14 protein-coding genes are annotated in these 18,878 nt (G+C 51.6%); 10 read left to right on the forward strand and 4 right to left on the reverse strand.

Features of this window, described 5'->3' with window-relative positions:
- Positions 1–68 precede the first annotated feature (68 nt).
- Positions 69–1,187, reverse strand: a complete 1,119-nt coding sequence (gene ytvI / locus BMY11_RS17345; protein ID WP_090578768.1) for a sporulation integral membrane protein YtvI — start codon at positions 1,185–1,187, stop codon at positions 69–71.
- A gap of 190 nt (positions 1,188–1,377) precedes the next feature.
- On the opposite strand from ytvI, the gene ppk1 reads away from it, so the two are divergent.
- Positions 1,378–3,438, forward strand: a complete 2,061-nt coding sequence (gene ppk1 / locus BMY11_RS17350; protein WP_090578771.1) for a polyphosphate kinase 1 — start codon at positions 1,378–1,380, stop codon at positions 3,436–3,438.
- Here the strand turns inward: ppk1 and BMY11_RS17355 are convergent.
- Positions 3,429–4,958, reverse strand: a complete 1,530-nt coding sequence (locus BMY11_RS17355; RefSeq protein WP_090578773.1) for a Ppx/GppA family phosphatase — start codon at positions 4,956–4,958, stop codon at positions 3,429–3,431. The two genes, ppk1 and BMY11_RS17355, sit on opposite strands and share 10 nt — an antisense overlap.
- A gap of 302 nt (positions 4,959–5,260) precedes the next feature.
- Between BMY11_RS17355 and citZ the strand changes: the two genes are divergently transcribed.
- The 8 genes from citZ (at position 5,261) to BMY11_RS17395 (ending at position 14,844) form a co-directional block, all read left to right on the forward strand.
- Entirely contained in the window at positions 5,261–6,373 is a 1,113-nt protein-coding gene (citZ, locus tag BMY11_RS17360; protein ID WP_090578775.1) for a citrate synthase, read from the forward strand.
- Between the two features lie 126 nt (positions 6,374–6,499).
- Positions 6,500–7,792: an NADP-dependent isocitrate dehydrogenase gene (icd, locus tag BMY11_RS17365; RefSeq protein ID WP_090578778.1), complete on the forward strand. Its 1,293-nt coding sequence runs from the start codon at positions 6,500–6,502 to the stop codon at positions 7,790–7,792.
- 349 nt (positions 7,793–8,141) lie between these two features.
- Positions 8,142–9,095 (forward strand): malate dehydrogenase, encoded by a 954-nt coding sequence (mdh, locus tag BMY11_RS17370; protein WP_090578781.1) that lies wholly within the window; start codon positions 8,142–8,144, stop codon positions 9,093–9,095.
- Positions 9,096–9,192: 97 nt separating this feature from the next.
- Positions 9,193–11,439, forward strand: coding sequence for a DNA helicase RecQ (gene recQ / locus BMY11_RS17375; RefSeq protein ID WP_090578783.1), 2,247 nt, complete (start codon positions 9,193–9,195; stop codon positions 11,437–11,439).
- 108 nt (positions 11,440–11,547) lie between these two features.
- Complete coding sequence (locus tag BMY11_RS17380; protein WP_090578785.1) at positions 11,548–11,979, forward strand: hypothetical protein; 432 nt, start codon at positions 11,548–11,550, stop codon at positions 11,977–11,979.
- 31 nt (positions 11,980–12,010) lie between these two features.
- Complete coding sequence (locus BMY11_RS17385) at positions 12,011–12,967, forward strand: sugar kinase (protein WP_090578788.1); 957 nt, start codon at positions 12,011–12,013, stop codon at positions 12,965–12,967.
- A complete protein-coding gene (locus BMY11_RS17390; protein WP_090578791.1) occupies positions 12,968–13,771 on the forward strand; it encodes a DeoR/GlpR family DNA-binding transcription regulator in 804 nt (267 codons plus the stop codon).
- Positions 13,772–13,911: 140 nt separating this feature from the next.
- Positions 13,912–14,844: an NHL repeat-containing protein gene (locus BMY11_RS17395; RefSeq protein ID WP_090578794.1), complete on the forward strand. Its 933-nt coding sequence runs from the start codon at positions 13,912–13,914 to the stop codon at positions 14,842–14,844.
- Positions 14,845–15,671: 827 nt separating this feature from the next.
- Here BMY11_RS17395 and nagA read toward each other — a convergent pair.
- Together nagA and nagB are read right to left on the reverse strand one after the other, a co-directional pair.
- Entirely contained in the window at positions 15,672–16,853 is a 1,182-nt protein-coding gene (gene nagA, locus BMY11_RS17405) for an N-acetylglucosamine-6-phosphate deacetylase (RefSeq protein ID WP_090578998.1), read from the reverse strand.
- 3 nt (positions 16,854–16,856) lie between these two features.
- The gene (gene nagB / locus BMY11_RS17410) at positions 16,857–17,579 is read right to left on the reverse strand and encodes a glucosamine-6-phosphate deaminase (RefSeq protein WP_090578800.1); all 723 of its coding nucleotides are present in this window, start codon (positions 17,577–17,579) and stop codon (positions 16,857–16,859) included.
- A gap of 212 nt (positions 17,580–17,791) precedes the next feature.
- On the opposite strand from nagB, the gene fni reads away from it, so the two are divergent.
- On the forward strand, positions 17,792–18,865 hold the full coding sequence (gene fni / locus BMY11_RS17415) for a type 2 isopentenyl-diphosphate Delta-isomerase (RefSeq protein WP_090578803.1): 1,074 nt from the start codon (positions 17,792–17,794) through the stop codon (positions 18,863–18,865).
- Positions 18,866–18,878: the final 13 nt, after the last annotated feature.

An 18,878-nucleotide genomic window follows, 5' to 3' on the forward strand; every position in this document is an offset into this window, starting at 1 on the left:
CTATTCCGGGAGTCCAGAGGGTTGGTAAACCCTTGGGGTCCCCCTTCTAGGGGGATTTAGGGGGTGGTTCAAGGTTTCGGCCCCCGTACCACAAACAAATACAAATCTCGAAACACGTTTGCTCTATGTACGGTTGTAAGTATCACGAGTGAGACGGGACCGATTATGAGGCCGACGACGCCGAACAGCTTGAGCCCGACGAACATGGCGATTAGCGTCGGCAGCGCTTCGAGTCCGACACTGCTTGCGAGTACCTTCGGCTCGATCGTCTGTCTACATACAAGAATGACTACATAGAGAATTGACAAGCTGATGCCGAGAGAGACCTCGCCATAGATGAACGTATACGCGATCCAGGGGATCATTGCTGCTCCAACACCAAGATAAGGCAGAAGATCGACTAGACCGATCAGCATGCCGATCGTGATCGCGTAATTAACGCCTATGATAAGCAGGCCAATCGTCACAACGACCGCCGTAATGGAGATCATAATGAACTGGGCTCGCAAATAACCGAACAATGCTTTTTGCAGGTCAACCCAGACAACCGACGAGGACTGCCTCATTTGCTCAGGGAACCAGCCCGACAGCCGCTTGACATAGATGCTCCAATCCTTCGAGATGAAGAAAGCAGCGAGCAATACGACGATCATAATAGTGGCTACATTTGGTAAGGAAGTAATAATATTCACAATGCTATTTAAGAAATAGGTTATAATATTGGTACTTGTTTGTGCGAGTAAATTGGCCGTATCGGATATTCGAGCGTTAATCGTATCGTGATAGTTCGGGTTCGCATCATAGAAGGAATTGAGCTTACCGATGAGATTCTGAATTTCCGGTGAAGCCACGATAGATTCGAATTCATCGCGCCACCAATCAATCGAGCTGCTGACTGATTTCGATAGATGAATGATTTCAACCACAATTCGCGTCACAAGCGCGGATACAATGGTAAGCATCGCCACGACGAAAACAAGCAGCGTCAGAGTAACACCAATCCAGCGAGGCAGCTTCAGCTTCCGATTCAATAAGTTTACGATTGGATTAATGGCATAAGCGAGGAGCCAGCCGAGTAAGAATGGATACACAAGCGGCGTTACATAAATGACAGCGAGCACGGCGCCTACCAGTCCGAGAAGCAGTAGAAACGCGCGCCATATCCGTTTCCAAATGACACGATCCATATGAGCGATCACTCCTTTATATAGTGCAGGCGAGCATCAACTTTCACCTTACAGTGTAGCATAGCAGGCTCACAATTTACCAAAAAAGTACGTTCTCCCCCAAGTTTACGCCTTATTTACAAATCATTAACATGTGATAAACATTGACGCTTCATAATTGTATTATTCGACATGCAGGAGGACTACACAAATGAACAAACTAATGTCGCCGTATGTTAACCGCGACTTGAGCTGGGTCGAGTTTAATCGCAGAGTGCTGGAGGAAGCGCAGGACCAGGATAATCCTCTTCTTGAGCGGGCTAAATTTCTGGCAATCGTCGCAAGCAATCTCGATGAATTTATGAGCGTACGCGTAGCTGGTATTCAAGATCAGATAAAGGCTGGATACACGAAGCATGATTTTACCGGCTATTCGCCTGCGGGACTATGGAAGCGCCTAATGAAGCGCACGGGCCTAATGGTGGTTGAACAATATCGCACTTATCGTGAAGTGCTCCGAGGCTTAACGAAGGAAGGCATCTGCTTCCGCCAAATAGACGAGCTTAACGCTCAGCAGCTGAAAGCGGTCGATGATTATTTCCTCGAAATCGTCTTTCCCGTGCTGACGCCGATGGCGGTGGACCAGAGCCGACCGTTCCCGCTGCTTCATACTAAGGAGCTCTATTTATCTGTACTGCTCGGCCGTGAGAATATGCCCGAGGAAGAGGAGCCATTCTTTGCAATCGTACAAGTTCCGTCAATCTTATCCCGTTTTATACAGCTTCCTAACCGAGTGAACAGCAAGAAGAGCGAATATCTACTGCTTGAGCAATTGATTGAGCGGCATATTAACACGCTCTTTAACGGTTATACGACGATCTCGGTCGATCCGTTCCGTTTAACCCGTAATGCGGATCTCACATTGAACGAAGAAGGTGCAGAAGATCTGCTCGAGGAAATTGAGAAGGAGATTCGCCGCCGTCGCTGGGGGCTTCCAGTTCGTTTAGAATATGGCAAAGACATGCATCCGTATGCGCTGCAAATGCTCAAGGAAGAGCTTGAGCAAGGGGAGAATTTGTTTGAAATTGATGGGCCGCTGGACCTAAGCTTCTTAATGAAGTTTGCTTCTGCGCTGCCGGGCTATGATAATCTTCGTTTCGAGCGAATAGAACCGGTCTACCCGCATGAGTTTGACGCGGATGATATGTTCTCCGTCATTCGCCAGGAAGATGTGCTGCTCTATCATCCATATGAATCGTTCGAAGCCGTAACCGACTTCGTAACAGATGCGGCGCATGACCCCGATGTTCTCGCCATCAAAATGACCCTTTACCGCGTGAGCGGCCAATCCGCGCTCGTTCAAGCGCTTGCGATGGCTGCGGAATCCGGTAAGCAAGTGACCGTTGTACTTGAGCTGAAGGCGCGTTTCGACGAGGAACGGAACATCGCATGGGCGCGTCAGCTCGAGAAGGCGGGCTGTCACGTCGTGTACGGCCTCGTAGGCTTGAAGACGCATGCGAAGATAACGCTCGTCGTACGCAAGGAGCAAGGCATGCTGCGCCGATATGTTCATGTCGGCACAGGCAATTACAACGACAGTACGGCGAAGCTATATACCGATATCGGGTTGTTTACATCCCATCCGATAATCGGGGCGGATGCATCTGCTTTGTTCAACGAGATTACCGGATACTCTTCACCCTATGAGTGGAAGGCGTTTGGCGTTGCACCTACAGATTTGAAACAGAAGCTGTTCGATCTGATGGAGCGAGAGAAGCAGCATGCGGCTGAAGGGAAGCCGGCACATATTATTGCCAAGATGAACAGCCTGTCAAATCAGGAAATCATCGATAAGCTGTATGAAGCGTCGCAAGCGGGTGTACGCATCGAACTGATCGTACGTGGCGTATGCTGCCTTCGTCCGGGAGTACAAGGACAGAGTGAGAATATTCGGGTCATAAGCATCGTAGACCGATTTTTGGAACATTCGCGGATTATATATTTTCATAACGGAGGCGACGAAGAGGTTTACTTGTCGAGCGCGGATTGGATGACCCGTAACTTAACCCGCCGGATTGAGCTCATGTGCCCTGTATTCGATGCCAAATTGCGCAAGACGTTAATGAACGTGCTTAAGCTCAATTTGGAAGATAATAAGAAGGCGCGTGAGCTGCAATCCGACGGCAGTTATGAATCGGTGCAGAATGAACGACCAGCACTCAGAAGCCAATTCTATGCGAAAAATATTCGTAACTGGAAGAGCTACCGGTAGTCAGGTGTGTGTAGAAGAGGCGTTAAGTTCCACAGCTTCTTGAAGTCGCTCGCGAGTGAATCGACTTCCTTGCGTTCAACGGCGAGCATCCCTTCGGCACGCAGCGCGCGCAAGTGAAGCTTACCGCCTGACACTTCAATGCTCAGCTTGCCGATTGCCTGCGTCTCGCTGCGGTCGAGTGCGATTGCAAGCTGCAGTACGGCACCAAGCTTGCATACCGTTTCAATGTCTTCTTCGCTTAATAGCGGTTTGTACGCGGCAGCCGTCTGTTTTACCCGGCTCTTGCCTTTATACGATGCGATTAGAGAACAGATCAGCAGCTCTCGGTGGGATAGGCCGTTAATATGCGAATTGATCATGAGATAGAAAGTATGCTTCTTGTAATCATAGTAGTCGATGCTCGCTCCAATGCGGTGCAGAATCGAAGCAATGTCGAGATACTGCCGTACGAGGTCAAGCGCTGGCAGCTTCGAACCTAGCAGATCAATTAAGCTCAGTACAGTGCGATTTACCTGCGAGGTATGTTGCATCGGCGCCTCGGGGTGAAGCGCAGCGAGATTATTGACACTGTACGTAATGACATCATCAAGCCGCGGTCTCTCTGGGAAACGAGTTGCATAGAACAAACCGTCTCTGAGTCCGGCTGCGCAAACAATATAATGAGAAGCCGAGATGGCGCGATAGATTGTTCTCAGGATCGCGATCCCCGGTACAATAATATCGACCCGGTCCTTTGATAAACCAGGCACTTTGCTTCTCTTATCTAGTGGCTGCTTGCGCATAAGCTCGAATAATTCATCGGTTGAAGCCGCATCCAGTGAGTAATTGTTTGTACTTGGAAACGGATATTTGACATGTGATTGATGCACTTTGCCGAGCGCTCGCACCGTGCCGCCAATGCCGACGAGCGGGAGGTTTGGCGAGCTGCGGAGCCAGGTCTCATGTTCTATTTTATCTTCAATATGCTTCTCAAGCTCCTTGAGCTGCTGATCGGACAGCATCCCGCCTTTGGCATATCGTTTCGTCATGCTGACGCAGCCGAAAGGGAATGAGATGGCATGGACAAGCTTACGATTCTTGAATAGCGACACCTCCGTGCTTCCGCCTCCGATGTCGATCAGGAAGCCGTCCTCAATTGCCATGGAGTTAACCATACCGAGGTAGCCGTAATCGGCTTCTTGCTTGCCAGAGAGCAGCTCGATCGGCAGGCCTGACTCCGCTTCAATGCGGCGAAGGATATGACTCTGATTCGTTGCATTACGGATTGCAGCTGTGGCAACGGCGCGGATGTGTCCAGTGCGATGATGTGCACAAATAAGCCGGAAGTGATTCATCATATCGACAAGCTCATCAATGGATTGCTCAGGAAGCGCGCCATCATCATCGAGCTGCTCGCTAAGACGGGCGGAATGTTTGCTGCCGTCGATAACGCGGTTGGCACCGCCGACTGTACGTTCATAAACGACTAGCCGAATGGAGTTGGATCCGATATCAATGATGCCGATGCGCTGTTCTGTCATTCGCGAAATCCCCTTTAGAGGCGTAAAGCCAGTCATGTTATACTGCACATATTACCACTAGGGACAGTCGTAAGAAAGTGTTGTTTTGAACGGGTAAAAGTGAAATGTTTAGGGAAAAATCAATGCAGGTTAAGTAGAAGAAAAAACCTTTATGGTAGCGATAAAGCAATTTTATATCCGATTTTGTTCACTTCTTGGTCAAAATCCGATATGATTAGAACGACGATTGTGGAACTCGAATCCAATTATTGTTAACGTTACTCCATTTATTTTAAATAAAAGAGACTAAAGGAGAGAGAAACATGACAGTGACCAAAGGTCTGGAAGGAATAGTCGCAACGACATCCTCGATCAGCTCCATTATTGATGGCGTACTGACATATCGCGGGATCAACATCGATGATCTTGCTGAGCATGCTTCTTTTGAAGAAGTGGCTTACTTGCTCTGGTACGGTAAGCTTCCGAACCAATCTGAGCTTGATGAGCTAATTAAGAAGTTTGGCGAATATGCAGCAGTACCAACGCAGGTGCTGGATCAAATCAAGCTGTACCCAAGCAACACGAACTCGATGGCAGCACTTCGTACGGCAGTTTCGAGTCTGGCGCTTTATGATGAATCCGCTAACGAGATGTCGCAAGAAGCGAACATTAAGAAAGCCATTAAACTGCAAGCACAGATCCCGACAATCGTTGCTGCGTTTGCCCGCATTCGCGAAGGCAAAGAGCCGGTGGCTCCGAAGTCCGGTGTATCGATCGCTTACAACTTCCTGTACATGCTGACTGGCCAAGAGCCGGATCAAGTTGCCATTAAAGCGCTTGACCAAGCACTTGTGCTTCACGCAGACCATGAGCTGAACGCATCCACATTCGCAGCACGCGTTACAGTTGCTACGCTATCGGATATTTACTCCGGCGTAACTTCGGCTATCGGCGCGCTCAAAGGCCCGTTGCACGGCGGTGCGAACGAAGCAGTAATGGTTATGCTCGAAGAAATCGGTTCGTTCGGTAACGTTGAATCGTATATCAACGAGAAGCTTGCGAACAAAGAGAAAATTATGGGCTTCGGCCACCGTGTTTACAAAAACGGAGATCCACGTGCGAAGCATCTGCAGAAGATGTCCCGTGAGCTTGGCAAATTGACTGGCAACATGGAGCTGTACGAAATGTCTGTGAAGATTGAAGAGCTTGTAACAGGTCAGAAGGGTCTGAAGCCAAACGTTGACTTCTACTCCGCATCTGTTTACACAACGCTTCAAATTCCACGCGACCTGTTCACGCCGATCTTCGCGATCAGCCGTTGCACGGGTTGGACTGCACACATTCTTGAGCAATACGAGAACAACCGCTTGATCCGTCCGCGTGCTGAGTACACAGGACCGGTAGATCAAAAGGTAACTCCAATCGCTCAACGTTAAGCTGAAAGAAGCGCCTTGTCGTGACGGGGTGCCGACTGGCAGCGCCTTAAAAAGCGCGGTCAGCCGGCTCCCGTCATGTTATGTATAGCGATTATATGAACTTCAAATTATAGGAGGATTTCAACCATGAAACTCGAAAAATTCGCTCTACCAACTGAAGGACAACAAATTACAATCGATAACGGCGTGCTTACTGTGCCGAACAACCCAATCGTACCTTTCATCGAAGGCGACGGCACAGGCCGTGACATCTGGAAAGCGTCCAAGCGTGTTCTGGATGCAGCTGTTGAGAAAGCATACGGCGGCGAGAAGAAGATCGCTTGGTACGAAGTATTCGCCGGCGAAAAAGCATTCAATAATTACGGCGAATGGCTGCCAGCTGATACGCTGACTGCAATCCGCGAATATATCGTAGCAATCAAAGGTCCGTTGACTACGCCAATCGGCGGCGGTATCCGTTCCCTGAACGTAGCGCTTCGCCAAGAGCTTGACCTGTATGTATGCTTGCGTCCAGTTCGTTACTTCGACGGCGTACCTTCCCCAGTTAAACGTCCTGAGCTGGTAGACATGGTTATCTTCCGTGAGAACACTGAAGATATCTACGCTGGCATCGAGTACCAAGAAGGCTCTGCAGATGTTAAGAAAGTGATCTCGTTCCTGCAAAACGAAATGGGCGTTAACAAAATCCGCTTCCCAGAAACTTCGGGTATCGGCATTAAGCCAGTTTCCGCTGAAGGTTCGAAACGTCTTGCACGTGCTGCGATTGAATACGCGCTGAAGCATGGCCGTAAAACGTTGACACTTGTTCATAAAGGTAACATCATGAAGTTCACTGAAGGTGCATTCAAAACTTGGGGCTATGAAGTCGCTGAGCAAGAATTCGCTAACGAGACATTCACATGGGGTCAATACGACCGCATTAAAGAAGCAGAAGGCACTGACGCTGCAAACAAAGCACAAAAAGAAGCAGAAGCAGCTGGCAAGCTGATCGTGAAGGACGCAATTGCGGACATCGCGCTTCAACAAGTATTGACTCGTCCTACAGACTTCGACGTTATCGCTACGTTGAACCTGAACGGTGACTACCTGTCTGATGCACTGGCTGCACAAGTTGGCGGTATCGGTATCGCACCAGGCGCGAACATCAACTACTTGACTGGCCACGCGATCTTCGAAGCAACTCACGGTACTGCGCCTAAGTACGCTGACCTTGACGTTGTAAACCCAGGCTCGGTTATCCTCTCTGGCGTTATGCTGCTTGAGCACCTTGGCTGGCAAGAAGCGGCTGATTCCATCTACAAAGGTCTGGAAACAGCTATCAACAACAAGACCGTTACTTATGACTTCGCACGCCTGATGGAAGGCGCTACTGAAGTGAAATGTTCTGCATTCGCTGACGAAATCATCAAAAATCTGTAAGGAATAGGGAGCTCCCTATTTACCCCACACTTATACCTCCCCTAAATCCCCTCCAGAAGAGGGGACCCCAAGGGTTACCACCCTTTGGAAACCGGAAGGTATAACGTGGGAGTTACAGAGACTATATATAGAGTGGTACGTGCACCGCTTTCGCAAAAACCGCATAGCATTCGCTATTGCGGTTTTTGCACGCTATATGTGTGTTCGAGCAAGGCTGCCGCTTGAGGTGGCAGTCGCTAGCGCGACCAGTGCAATAGCCGCTTGAGGAGGCAGTCGCTGGCGCGACCAAAGCAATAAAGACGTTGCAATCGGGGAAACTAATCCTATGTCTATTAGGAGGTAGTGTACGATGGCGATTAAACGGAACAAAATTACGGTTGTAGGTGCAGGCTTTACCGGAGCGACAACGGCGTTAATGCTTGCCCAGAAAGAGCTTGGCGATGTCGTGCTCGTGGACATTCCGCAGCTTGAGAACCCGACGAAAGGCAAAGCGCTCGACATGATGGAGTCAACGCCTGTTCAAGGTATAGACTCCAAAATCATCGGGACCTCCAACTATGAAGATACGAAGGGTTCATCCGTAGTTATCATTACGGCAGGTATTGCCCGCAAGCCGGGAATGAGCCGCGACGACTTGGTAAACACCAACGCGGGTATCGTCAAATCGGTCTGCGAGAGCGTTAAAGCGACAAGCCCGGATGCCTACATCATCATCCTCTCTAATCCCGTGGATGCGATGACATACGTCGCATACCAAGCACTAGGATTTCCGAAGCACCGTGTCATTGGACAGTCAGGCGTTCTTGACACAGCCCGTTACTGCACTTTCATTGCCGAAGAGCTCAATGTCTCTACGGAAGACGTTCGCGGCTTCGTGCTCGGCGGTCACGGCGACGATATGGTACCGCTCGTTCGTTATTCGAACGTCGGCGGTATTCCAATTGAGAAGCTAATACCGGCAGATCGAATTGAAGCGATCGTGCAGAGGACGCGTGTCGGGGGCGGCGAGATTGTCAATTTGCTCGGCAACGGCAGCGCCTATTACGCGCCTGCCGCTTCGCTTGTGCAAATGACAGAAGCAATTTTGAAAGATAAGAAACGAATACTGCCCGTCATCGCACTATTGGAAGGGGAATACGGCTACAATAACTTGTTCATGGGCGTGCCTGTTATTCTTGGCGGCGACGGCATAGAGCGGATTTTTGAACTGGAGCTGACAGCCGAAGAGAAGGCGGCGCTTGAGAAGTCCGCGAATTCGGTTCGCGGCGTCATCGCAATCGTCGACAGCGGAAGCAGCAAATAGAAACCATATAGAGCACGATAACCTCATGAAGCACATGAGACCCTGACTGCATTCCCGTCAGGGTCTTCATTTTTGATGATGGAAGGAGGAGCAAGAGATGATTCAAGAAGAAGTACTGCGTACGCTAAAGCAGGTATATGGCTACGACAGCTTCCGTAAAGGCCAGAGTGACATCATTGCGGGTGTGCTGGAAGGGAAGGATACGCTTGCCATTCTGCCAACAGGCGGGGGTAAGTCAATCTGTTACCAGCTTCCCGCGCTGCTGCTGCCTGGCACGACAATTGTCGTTTCACCGCTCATTTCGCTTATGAAAGACCAAGTGGATGCACTTAATCGGCTTGGCGTGTCGGCTGCCTACCTGAACAGCTCGCTTAGTGCGGAATCGTACCGTGAAGTGGTGCGGCAGACTGCGCAAGGCGTGTACAAGCTGTTATATGTCGCACCAGAGCGTCTCGACAGCACAATGTTCGACTCGTTATCGAGCCAAATGCATATACCGCTTATCGCGATTGATGAAGCGCACTGCGTCTCACAGTGGGGACATGACTTCCGCCCGAGCTACCGACAGCTGGCAGGCTGGATTGGGAGGCTGGAGAACCGTCCGCCTGTAGCGGCATTTACGGCAACGGCAACACCTGAGGTATCGGAGGACATTGCAGCGATGCTCGGGCTGCGTAAGCCGAATATTTTCGTAACCGGATTTGCACGTACGAATCTCACCTTGTCCGTCGTGACAGGGACTGACAAACGGAAGTTTCTGCGCGACTTCGTGACGCAACGACCGGACCAATCTGGTATTGTGTACACCGCAACTCGCAAGGAAGCCGAAGAAGTGAGCGAAGACTTAATGAAACTTGGCATCGCCACAGGCAAGTACCATGGCGGCTTGAATGATGGGGAGCGGGGGGACGCGCAGGAGAAGTTCCGCTTTGACGAATACCGAGTGATGGTAGCGACGAATGCGTTTGGCATGGGGATTGATAAGCCGAACGTCCGCTATGTCATTCACTGGCAGATGCCAGGCGATGTGGAGTCGTATTACCAGGAGGCTGGACGTGCTGGGCGAGACGGGGAGGAGAGCGATTGCGTCCTTCTGTTTGAGCCCCAGGACGTGCAGGTGCAGCGCTTCCTGATCGACCGCAGCACGACAGACCCTGAGCGCAAGTCGATTCAGCTGAACAAGCTGTACACGATGATGCATTACAGCAGATCGGAGAAGTGCTTGCTGCAATATATTGTGCGGTATTTCGGAGAGGCAGATGTGCCTGAATGCGGTAAATGCAGCAACTGTCTCGATCAGAGCGCGATGATCGACACGACAGAGGATGCACGCAAGGCGCTCTCATGCGTTGGGCGGATGAAAGGACGCTTCGGCATTTCGTTGGCTGCGAAAGTGCTTAAGGGCTCGCGAGAGAAACGGATTCTCGAGTTTGGGCTCGACAGGCTATCGACGTATGGCCTCATGCGAAGCTGGGCGGAGAAAGAGATTACCGATCTGCTCTATTATCTTGTCGCAGAAGGATATCTACGGATCAGTGAAGGGGAGTATCCAACGGTGTCGCTGACGGCCGAGGCGCTTCCTGTATTGGAAGGCAAGCTGACCGTGCACCGCCGGCAGAGCTCTGCTGCGAAGCGGCGAGAAACGGCTGGAACGAATGTGTCTGCCGCGAACACGCCGCTGTTCGAAGCGCTGCGTGAGTGGCGACGTGTGACAGCTGCAAGAGAGAGTGTACCTCCGTTCATGCTGTTCTTTGATGCGGCACTGCGTGAAATTGCCGACAGGCAGCCGATTACGACCGAGCAACTGCTTGGCGTGAAAGGCGTCGGTGAGGCAAAAGCGCGAAAGTATGGCAGTGATGTCATTGCTATTGTGCGCGAATTCAAAGAGGGGGCGTCTTCAGGAGCGTCTTCATTTTCAAACGGTGACTCGTCGCCGCAGCCAACAGCTGTGGTACAAGTGAGCAAGGTGGCAGCTGAACCGAAAGTGCAGGTGCTGGTAAGTCATGAGGACGCCGCAGAGCTGGCGGAGCTTGAGAGCTTGCCGAGCCATATGCAGACGCTCACCTTGATTGGCAGAGGAAAGTCGCTTGCTGATATAGCAGGTATGCGCGGGATGAGCCGTGTGACGATCGAGAACCATCTGCTGCGCTGTGCACAGGAAGGCGAAGAGCTAGAATGGGCGATGTTCATCCCCGAACAATATGAGGCGCTTATTGTGGAGACGATTCAGCAGATCGGAAGCGATAAGCTGAAGCCGATCAAAGAGGCGCTTCCGGACGATGTCGATTATTTTGCTATAAAAGCGGTCATGGTTAAGCATCGTTTGACACCTTCATACGAATAAAGCTATTTTTTGTATTGGAGCGTGCGTTTTAGTATACTTGAAAGAATAATACATTATAGCGGATGCTGAATTGAGCTAATGTATCGAACCTTTAAGGAGGAAGTAAGTATGTTTGATTTTATGTTATTTTTGCACGTAATCGGTGCAGCCGGAATGGGATTCTATATCGTGTTGCCGCTAATGGCAGGCCGCGCTTCCAAGCTTGACGGCGCAGGACAAGCTGGACTTGCTGCAGGGCTTGTATCTGCCAATCGCGTTGCCCAATATTTTCTTGTGCTGCAGCTGCTGACTGGCGGCTACTTGATGTCGCAAGGCGAGTACAAAGTGATTTGGATGATTATTGTAACACTGCTCTTCCTAGCAATCGCAGCGCTTGGCGGCATCGTAACAAAGCCCCTGAAACGTATTGCTACCGCCATTCAAAGCGGTGAGAGCGCATCGGCTCATATTGCAAAAGCGCGTGTGCTGAGCCTTATCATTCTCGTGATTTATGTCGTCATTCTTTATTTCATGAAATATCCGATTCATAAAGACATCTAATTTGCCCGAAAGTCTATTTGGAGGGGAAACCATGGCGAAGACAGCGCCGGATTTATTAACATTTGGCGAGACAATGGCTTTATTCATGCCGCCGGATCATCGAGCGATTGAAGGGTCTGCGATGCTGGAGCAGAGCTACGGCGGCGCAGAGAGCAATGTCGCGATCGGTGTTGCAAGACTTGGCGAATCAGTTGGCTGGTTCGGCGCTCTCGGCGACGATCCGTTCGGCCGCTCCATTCTGAAACGGATTCGCGGTGAAGGCGTCGATGTGTCACGGGCGTCTCTGTCCGCGGATGCGCCGACAGGCATGATGTTCCGTGAGATGGTCGCAGGTAAGCTGACGGTACATTATTACCGTAAACATTCTGCCGCGAGCAAGATGAAGCTGAGTGATCTCGATCTGGAGTACATACGCAGCTGTAAGATTTTGCACATTACAGGCATTACCCCGGCGCTTAGCGACAACTGCCGTGAGACGATCTTCGCAGTAGTTGCTGCAGCAAAGGAAGCAGGCGTGAAGATTAGCTTCGATCCGAATTTGCGTCTGAAGCTATGGTCGATAGATGAAGCGCGTGAAGTAGTGCTGCCGCTCGCGGCGCAAGCGGATTACTTCTTGCCTGGCTGGGACGAGCTGAGACTTCTGTATGATACGGATGATTTCGAGGCCGTGAAAGAGAAGCTGGTTAACTTATCTGCCGTTAGCATCGTGAAAGGCGTTGGCGACACGAATGTGGTGCTGGAGAATGGGCAAGTGGTAGAGGTGCCATTCTATCCGATTGAACGCGTTATTGACACGGTTGGTGCAGGCGATGGCTTCTGCTCTGGTTTCCTTGGGGGTCTGCTCAAAGGGATGAGTGTGCTGGAAGCGGTTCGTCTTGGCAGCATTAGCGGCGCACTTGTCGTACAAAGCCGCGGTGACTGGGAAGCACTTCCTGACTGGTCAACCCTAGAGAGCCGATTATCGGATAAAGGCTGGGTGGAGCGATAGATGGCTGAAGCTGGTTCGTCAAAAGGACAGCGGAGGCGGGAACAGATTATGAATGTGCTGAAGCGCCAGGGCCGGATTACGATCCAGGAGCTCGTAGACCGCTTCGGTGTTTCGGAGGCGACGGCACGTCGCGACCTAGAGCTGATGGAGAAGTCAGAGCCAGTCATTCGTACGATTGGCGGCGCGATGTATGATGGGATGAACGCCGTGCGCGAGTTGCCTTTTGCCGAGAAGGAAGGGCTATCGTTTCTGGAGAAGGAACGGATTGCAGCTGCAGCTGCAAGTCTCATTCTTGAAGGGGACGTTGTCGGCTTGTCCGGCGGGACGACGAACTATTATCTCGCCAAGCTGCTCAAGACGCGCAGAGGCATTACCGTCGTAACGAATGCCGTGAACGTCGCGATGGAGCTGGCGGGCAGCGACATTAACGTTGTTGTGACAGGCGGCATGATGCGCCACAACAGCTTCGAGTTGTGCGGTCCGCTAGGTGAAGGCATGATCGGCCAGCTGCATATCGGCAAAATGTTCCTCGGCGTTGATGGTGTCTCCTCGACTGGCGGCATTACCACGTACTCGGAGCAGGAGGCGCATATTGCGAAGGCGATGATTCGCCGCTCGCAGGCGACTTACGCGATGTTCGACCATACGAAGATCGGCCGGACCTCCTTGTTCTCAATTGCGCCATTGTCGCAGCTGCAGGGCTTCATTACGGATGAAGCTCTGCCGCAGCAGCTTGCGTCCATCGCGCAGACACATGGCATTCAAACGGTCGTTGCCGATACGCAGTACGGGGCGAGTGTCTAAATGATTTTGAACGGAGAAGGTGATGGCTGCCACTGGCGGCTGTTGCCTTTTTTATATCATTTTCCCAAATCGTTCCTTGTGCCACTCTCCATTTTTGGTATACTTGGGAATGTATGAAACCTTGAAGGGAGAAATGTGATGTGTCAGAGAAATTAGTAATTGGTAGCGCCTCTCACTCCTATGAAGTTGCACAAGGCTGGGGCAAGCTTCCGGAAGGAATTGCTTACGGCTATACACATGGCATCGTTGTGGATGCGAATGATAACGTTTACGTACATAATACAGGCAAAGACTCCGTTATCAAATTTGATAAAGACGGCAACTTCATTACATCGTGGGGCCCTGAGTTCGAAGGCGGCGCACACGGCTTCTACCTCCAGCGCGATAATGACGGCATCGAATATCTCTACTTTGCAGATACGAACCGCGCGCTTGTTGTGAAGACGACGCTGGATGGCGAGACACTGCTTGAGATCGGTCGGCCTGACCGTCCGGATCTGTACGATGTTGAGCGTCGCTACGTTCCGACAGATGTGTGTGTGGCGCCTAACGGCGACATCTATGTCTCGGACGGCTACGGCCAGTTCCATATTCACCACTATGATGCTCGCGGCAATTATATCCGCTCGTGGGGCGGACGCGGCTCGGAGGCAGGCAAAGTAATTGAGCCGCACGGCATCTCAATTAACCTGCGTGGTGAAGAACCAGAAATCTATGTGGCTGACCGCCGCAACAGCCGTATTCAAGTGTTCACGCTCGAAGGGGAGCATAAGCGCTTCGTCGACCATAACCTCGACCTGCCTTGCAGCTTCTATTTCTTCGGAGACGAAGTGTACATTCCAGACCTCGACAGCCGTATTACGGTGCTCGACCGGAATGACCGTCTCATCACACACCTCGGCGAGGACCAGCAGGCGTACAAGCAACAGGGCTGGCCGAACCTGCCGAAATCATACTATCGTCCAGATAAATTCAGCTCCCCGCACGGTGTTTGCGTAGATTCGCAGGGCAATGTGTATGTGGCGGAATGGATCTTCGATGGTCGGATTACGAAGCTAGTTAGGCAGCAATAATTTATTTTTATAATATGGATGTTTATAGAGCAGGCCCGTTAGGGCCTGCTTTTTTTTGCACGCTTGAGTTTGGCGTGAAGTGAGGGGAGGGGAGCGGAGCGGAGCACTGATCACTTCGTCGACGGTGATATGGACAGTGAGACAATCATGGAGGAGCACGTTGCGTCGTGAGATTGCAGATAGTGAATATCTTGAGACACTTGCGCCGCGCATCCACGCAACGGAGCAGGAGCTGTTTCTGCAGGTCTAGCGGATCGCCGCTGGTGCGAGCAAACTGCGCCGTCGCCATGTGAGCACGGAAAGAACAAGCGAGATGAAGCTGGTCTGGTGGACTACATGGATGGAATATCGGCGGATCTAGCGAAAGAAGCTGGTCTGGTGGACTACATTGGAGAAAGAGACTCCTCAGGGTCACTACATCGGCGAGATTTCGCCGAAGAAGGCCAAAGAGAGTCCCTAGAGGCACTACTTTGTGGGAGATTCTTGAAGTTTCTATTTAGCCCCCTAATTGAATTGGAGAGTGCCTAGGGAAAGGGGCTCGGACCGGTTTGAGCTAAAGAGGAGTACCACGTACCCTACATGGGAGGAAAACAGGTAATTCGAGCCAAAGAGGAGTATCACGTACCCTACATGGGAGGAAATCAGGGTAGTTCGAACAAAAGAGGAGTACGACGTACCCTACATGAGAGGAAAACAGGGTAGTTCGAGCCAAAGAGGATTACCACGTACCCTACATTAGTGATCAACCGAAGGGTGTAAACGAAAAGCAGGCCCATCAGGCCTGCTTCGTTAACATGCAATCAATCACTATTAAGTTCGCTAATCGCTTATCCGTAAATCTGACGCCCGTTCACCCATGTGCGGCGCACGCTCGTGAACGAAGTGTCCGTCAGCACCAGGTCAGCGAGCTTGCCTTCGGCAATGCTGCCTGTAATATCGTCAATGCCGAGCTGCCTCGCCGGGTTGCCGCTCGCCATCTGGCTCACTTCAGAAACGCTAAGGCCTGTATGCGCTAGCATATAGCGGACTGCGTCGATCATCGTTAGAGTGCTGCCTGCAAGACTTCCGCCTTCGCGAAGGCGGGCGACGCCGTAGAGCACATCGACCACGAGACCGCCGAGGTCGTACTGACCATCTCCAAGTCCGGCTGCAGCCATCGCGTCCGTGATCAGAATGACCCGATCCTTCGGCTTCGCAGCGACCAGCAGACGAATAGCTGCCGGATGAACGTGATGGCCGTCTGCGATAAGCTCGGCATGGATACGGTGGTCGGTCATCACCGCGCCGACTGTTCCCGGCTCGCGGTGATGCAAGCCGCGCATCGCATTGAACGTATGCACCGCTTGCGTCAAGCCAGCTTCCGCTGCGTCGATCACTTGCGCATAAGTCGCATCTGTATGGCCGGCAGCGGCGACGATCCCGTTTGCAGCGAGATATTCCGTCAAGGCGAGTGCATTCTCTTTCTCAGGAGCGAATGTAACTTGCTTCATAAGTCCAGGGTACTGCTCGTTCCATGCTTGAATAAGATCAACCCGGGGCGAAATAATGAAAGCCGGGTTCTGTGCGCCAGGCCATTTCTCACTAATGAAAGGACCTTCCAAATGAACGCCTTCCAGCACCGTATTCGGCATGTCGCCGCCTTTACGGTAAGCCTCTGATGCTTCGAGCACGGCTGCAATCGCTTCTGGTGAAGCGGTCACCGTCGTTGCCAGCATTCTTGTTGTTCCTTTGGATGCGTGGAAGCGGGTGATCACATCATAGGCTTCGCGGCTCGCATCCATGAAGTCAGCGCCGCCGCCGCCGTGAACGTGCATATCGATGAAGCCTGGCAAGAGCCAGCCGCCAAGTCCATCTACCGTCTCGAGCTGCTCATATTCCGCTGGAATGGCGTCACCTTCAATGATTTTTGCAACTTTGCCGTTTACTACAACTACGCTGCCCTCGACTACCGTGTCCGAAACAATGGTTTGGACATGCTTGATGAGCCATGTGTCACCTGTAGTTTGCATCAATTATAACAGCCTCCCAGCCTCACGATCGACGAGTACAAGTACATTTTTGTGCGTTTGCAAGAGCGATGCCGGCACTTCCGTCGTAATCGGTCCTTGCAGCGCTTGCTTAACGATGTCTGCCTTGTCGGCGCCTTTTACTACGAGCAGAATGGAATCAGCCTTCAAAATCGATCCAACACCCATCGTAATCGCCTGCGTTGGCACTTCGTCCAGCTTGTCGAAGAATCTTGCGTTCGCTTCACGTGTCGATTCCTCCAGCTCTACTACATGAGTACCGCCTTGCAGTTCTTGATCGGGCTCGTTGAAGCCGATATGACCGTTCAGCCCAAGGCCTAGCAGCTGAATGTCGATTGGCTGCTCAGCAAGCATCCGATCGTATTCCGCACATTCCGATTTCAAGTCTGCTCCGATTCCTTTCGGCAAATGCGCATTGTGCTGAGGCAGGTCGATATGGTTGAACAGCTGTTCTTTCATGAAGTGCGCATAGCTCTGTTCATGCTCTGGATCCAGGCCGACATATTCATCTAGGTTAAACGTGGTTGCCTCTTTGAAGGAAATGCTGCCACTCTTGTACATCTCTATTATTTTTCCATAAATGCCGACAGGTGTCGAGCCTGTAGCGAGCCCTAGCGTCGCATTTGGTTTATTTTTCAGCTTATCCGCAAACAGTTGGGCAGCGAACAAATCGAGTTCAGTCGTGTTGTCAAATGTTTTTACATGCATTTATGAGCGCCTCCTGATAATGATCTACTGCTTTTATTATACGACCATATGTAGTAAACAACAATAAAAATGATTATTATAGTCAAAAATAAGATTAAAATAATCAAAAATGTGAAAGCGCAGACCGGATTTGCTCTAACCCTGCTCCTTGTGCAATGATAGCTTTATTACTATAGGAAGCTTTTTAGCGAAAAAGGAGATCGACGACTAGGATGACAGACAGGTTGAATGATGAGCATCTTGAGACCGCCAAACGAAAAGGCGAACATATCCGCATATGCCTTACGGAGGATGTACAAAGCGTAGGTACCGATCCGGGCTTCGCAAACTATCGGTTCCGTCACCTTGCGCTCCCGGAGCTGGCTTTTAATGATATTGATCTTTCCACTACATTTCTTAATCGCGCGATGGAAGTACCGTTATTGATCAGTTCCATGACCGGAGGTACATATGAGGCTGCTGCCATTAATGTAAGGCTGGCTGAAGCGGCCGAAGTGCGCGGCTGGGCGATGGGACTTGGCTCCATGCGGGCAGCAATCGAGAATGAGTCTCTAGCAGATACGTTTCAGGTACGGCAATATGCACCGACGATTCCGATTATCGCGAACCTTGGCGCGGTGCAGCTCAATTATGGCTACGGTGTCAACGATTGCCGCAGGGCAGTGGAGCTTGCCGAAGCGGATGCGCTCGTCCTGCATCTCAACAGCATGCAGGAAGTATTCCAGCCCGAAGGTGACACGAATTTCCGCGGCCTGCTCGGCCGCATCGGCGATGTGTGTCGCAGCATCGGCGTTCCTGTCGGCGTGAAGGAAGTCGGCTGGGGTATAGACGCAGAGACTGCGGACCGCCTCATTCAAGCAGGCGTATCCTTCATTGATGTAGCAGGCGCTGGCGGAACCTCTTGGAGCCAAGTTGAGAAATTCCGCGCCAGCACCGACCCGCTGCGCGCCGAAGCAGCCGAGGCATTCGCCGGCTGGGGCATTCCGACTGCGGCCTCGGTCCGCGAGGTCAGAGATGCTCTACCGCAAGCAACCATCATTGCGAGCGGCGGACTGCATAATGGCGTCGATGCCGCCAAAGCTATCGCGCTTGGCGCGGACTTGGTCGGCTTCGGCCGTTCGCTCCTTGCCGGAGCTGCGGAAGCAGCGGCGGGTGGGAGTGGGAGCGAGCGTGATCTGCACCGCCAGATGGAGCGCACGGAATTCGAGCTGCGCACCGCGATGTTCGGCATTGGCGCAGGCTCGCTACGTGAGCTGCAAAGCACGAAGCGGCTTATCCGAATCTAGGGAGCTAGCCTGG

It is taken from the genome of Paenibacillus sp. OV219, assembly GCF_900110075.1.
In the GTDB taxonomy this organism is placed as follows: Bacteria; Bacillota; Bacilli; order Paenibacillales; family Paenibacillaceae; genus Paenibacillus_Z.

What these genes read in the sequence shown, in the direction of transcription:
- ytvI (WP_090578768.1), bottom strand. Translation starts at nt 1,187, where the DNA reads ATGGATCGTGTCATTTGGAAACGGATATGGCGCGCGTTTCTACTGCTT.
- ppk1 (WP_090578771.1), top strand. Translation starts at nt 1,378, where the DNA reads ATGAACAAACTAATGTCGCCGTATGTTAACCGCGACTTGAGCTGGGTC.
- BMY11_RS17355 (WP_090578773.1), bottom strand. Translation starts at nt 4,958, where the DNA reads ATGACAGAACAGCGCATCGGCATCATTGATATCGGATCCAACTCCATT.
- citZ (WP_090578775.1), top strand. Translation starts at nt 5,261, where the DNA reads ATGACAGTGACCAAAGGTCTGGAAGGAATAGTCGCAACGACATCCTCG.
- icd (WP_090578778.1), top strand. Translation starts at nt 6,500, where the DNA reads ATGAAACTCGAAAAATTCGCTCTACCAACTGAAGGACAACAAATTACA.
- mdh (WP_090578781.1), top strand. Translation starts at nt 8,142, where the DNA reads ATGGCGATTAAACGGAACAAAATTACGGTTGTAGGTGCAGGCTTTACC.
- recQ (WP_090578783.1), top strand. Translation starts at nt 9,193, where the DNA reads ATGATTCAAGAAGAAGTACTGCGTACGCTAAAGCAGGTATATGGCTAC.
- BMY11_RS17380 (WP_090578785.1), top strand. Translation starts at nt 11,548, where the DNA reads ATGTTTGATTTTATGTTATTTTTGCACGTAATCGGTGCAGCCGGAATG.
- BMY11_RS17385 (WP_090578788.1), top strand. Translation starts at nt 12,011, where the DNA reads ATGGCGAAGACAGCGCCGGATTTATTAACATTTGGCGAGACAATGGCT.
- BMY11_RS17390 (WP_090578791.1), top strand. Translation starts at nt 12,968, where the DNA reads ATGGCTGAAGCTGGTTCGTCAAAAGGACAGCGGAGGCGGGAACAGATT.
- nagA (WP_090578998.1), bottom strand. Translation starts at nt 16,853, where the DNA reads ATGCAAACTACAGGTGACACATGGCTCATCAAGCATGTCCAAACCATT.
- nagB (WP_090578800.1), bottom strand. Translation starts at nt 17,579, where the DNA reads ATGCATGTAAAAACATTTGACAACACGACTGAACTCGATTTGTTCGCT.
- fni (WP_090578803.1), top strand. Translation starts at nt 17,792, where the DNA reads ATGACAGACAGGTTGAATGATGAGCATCTTGAGACCGCCAAACGAAAA.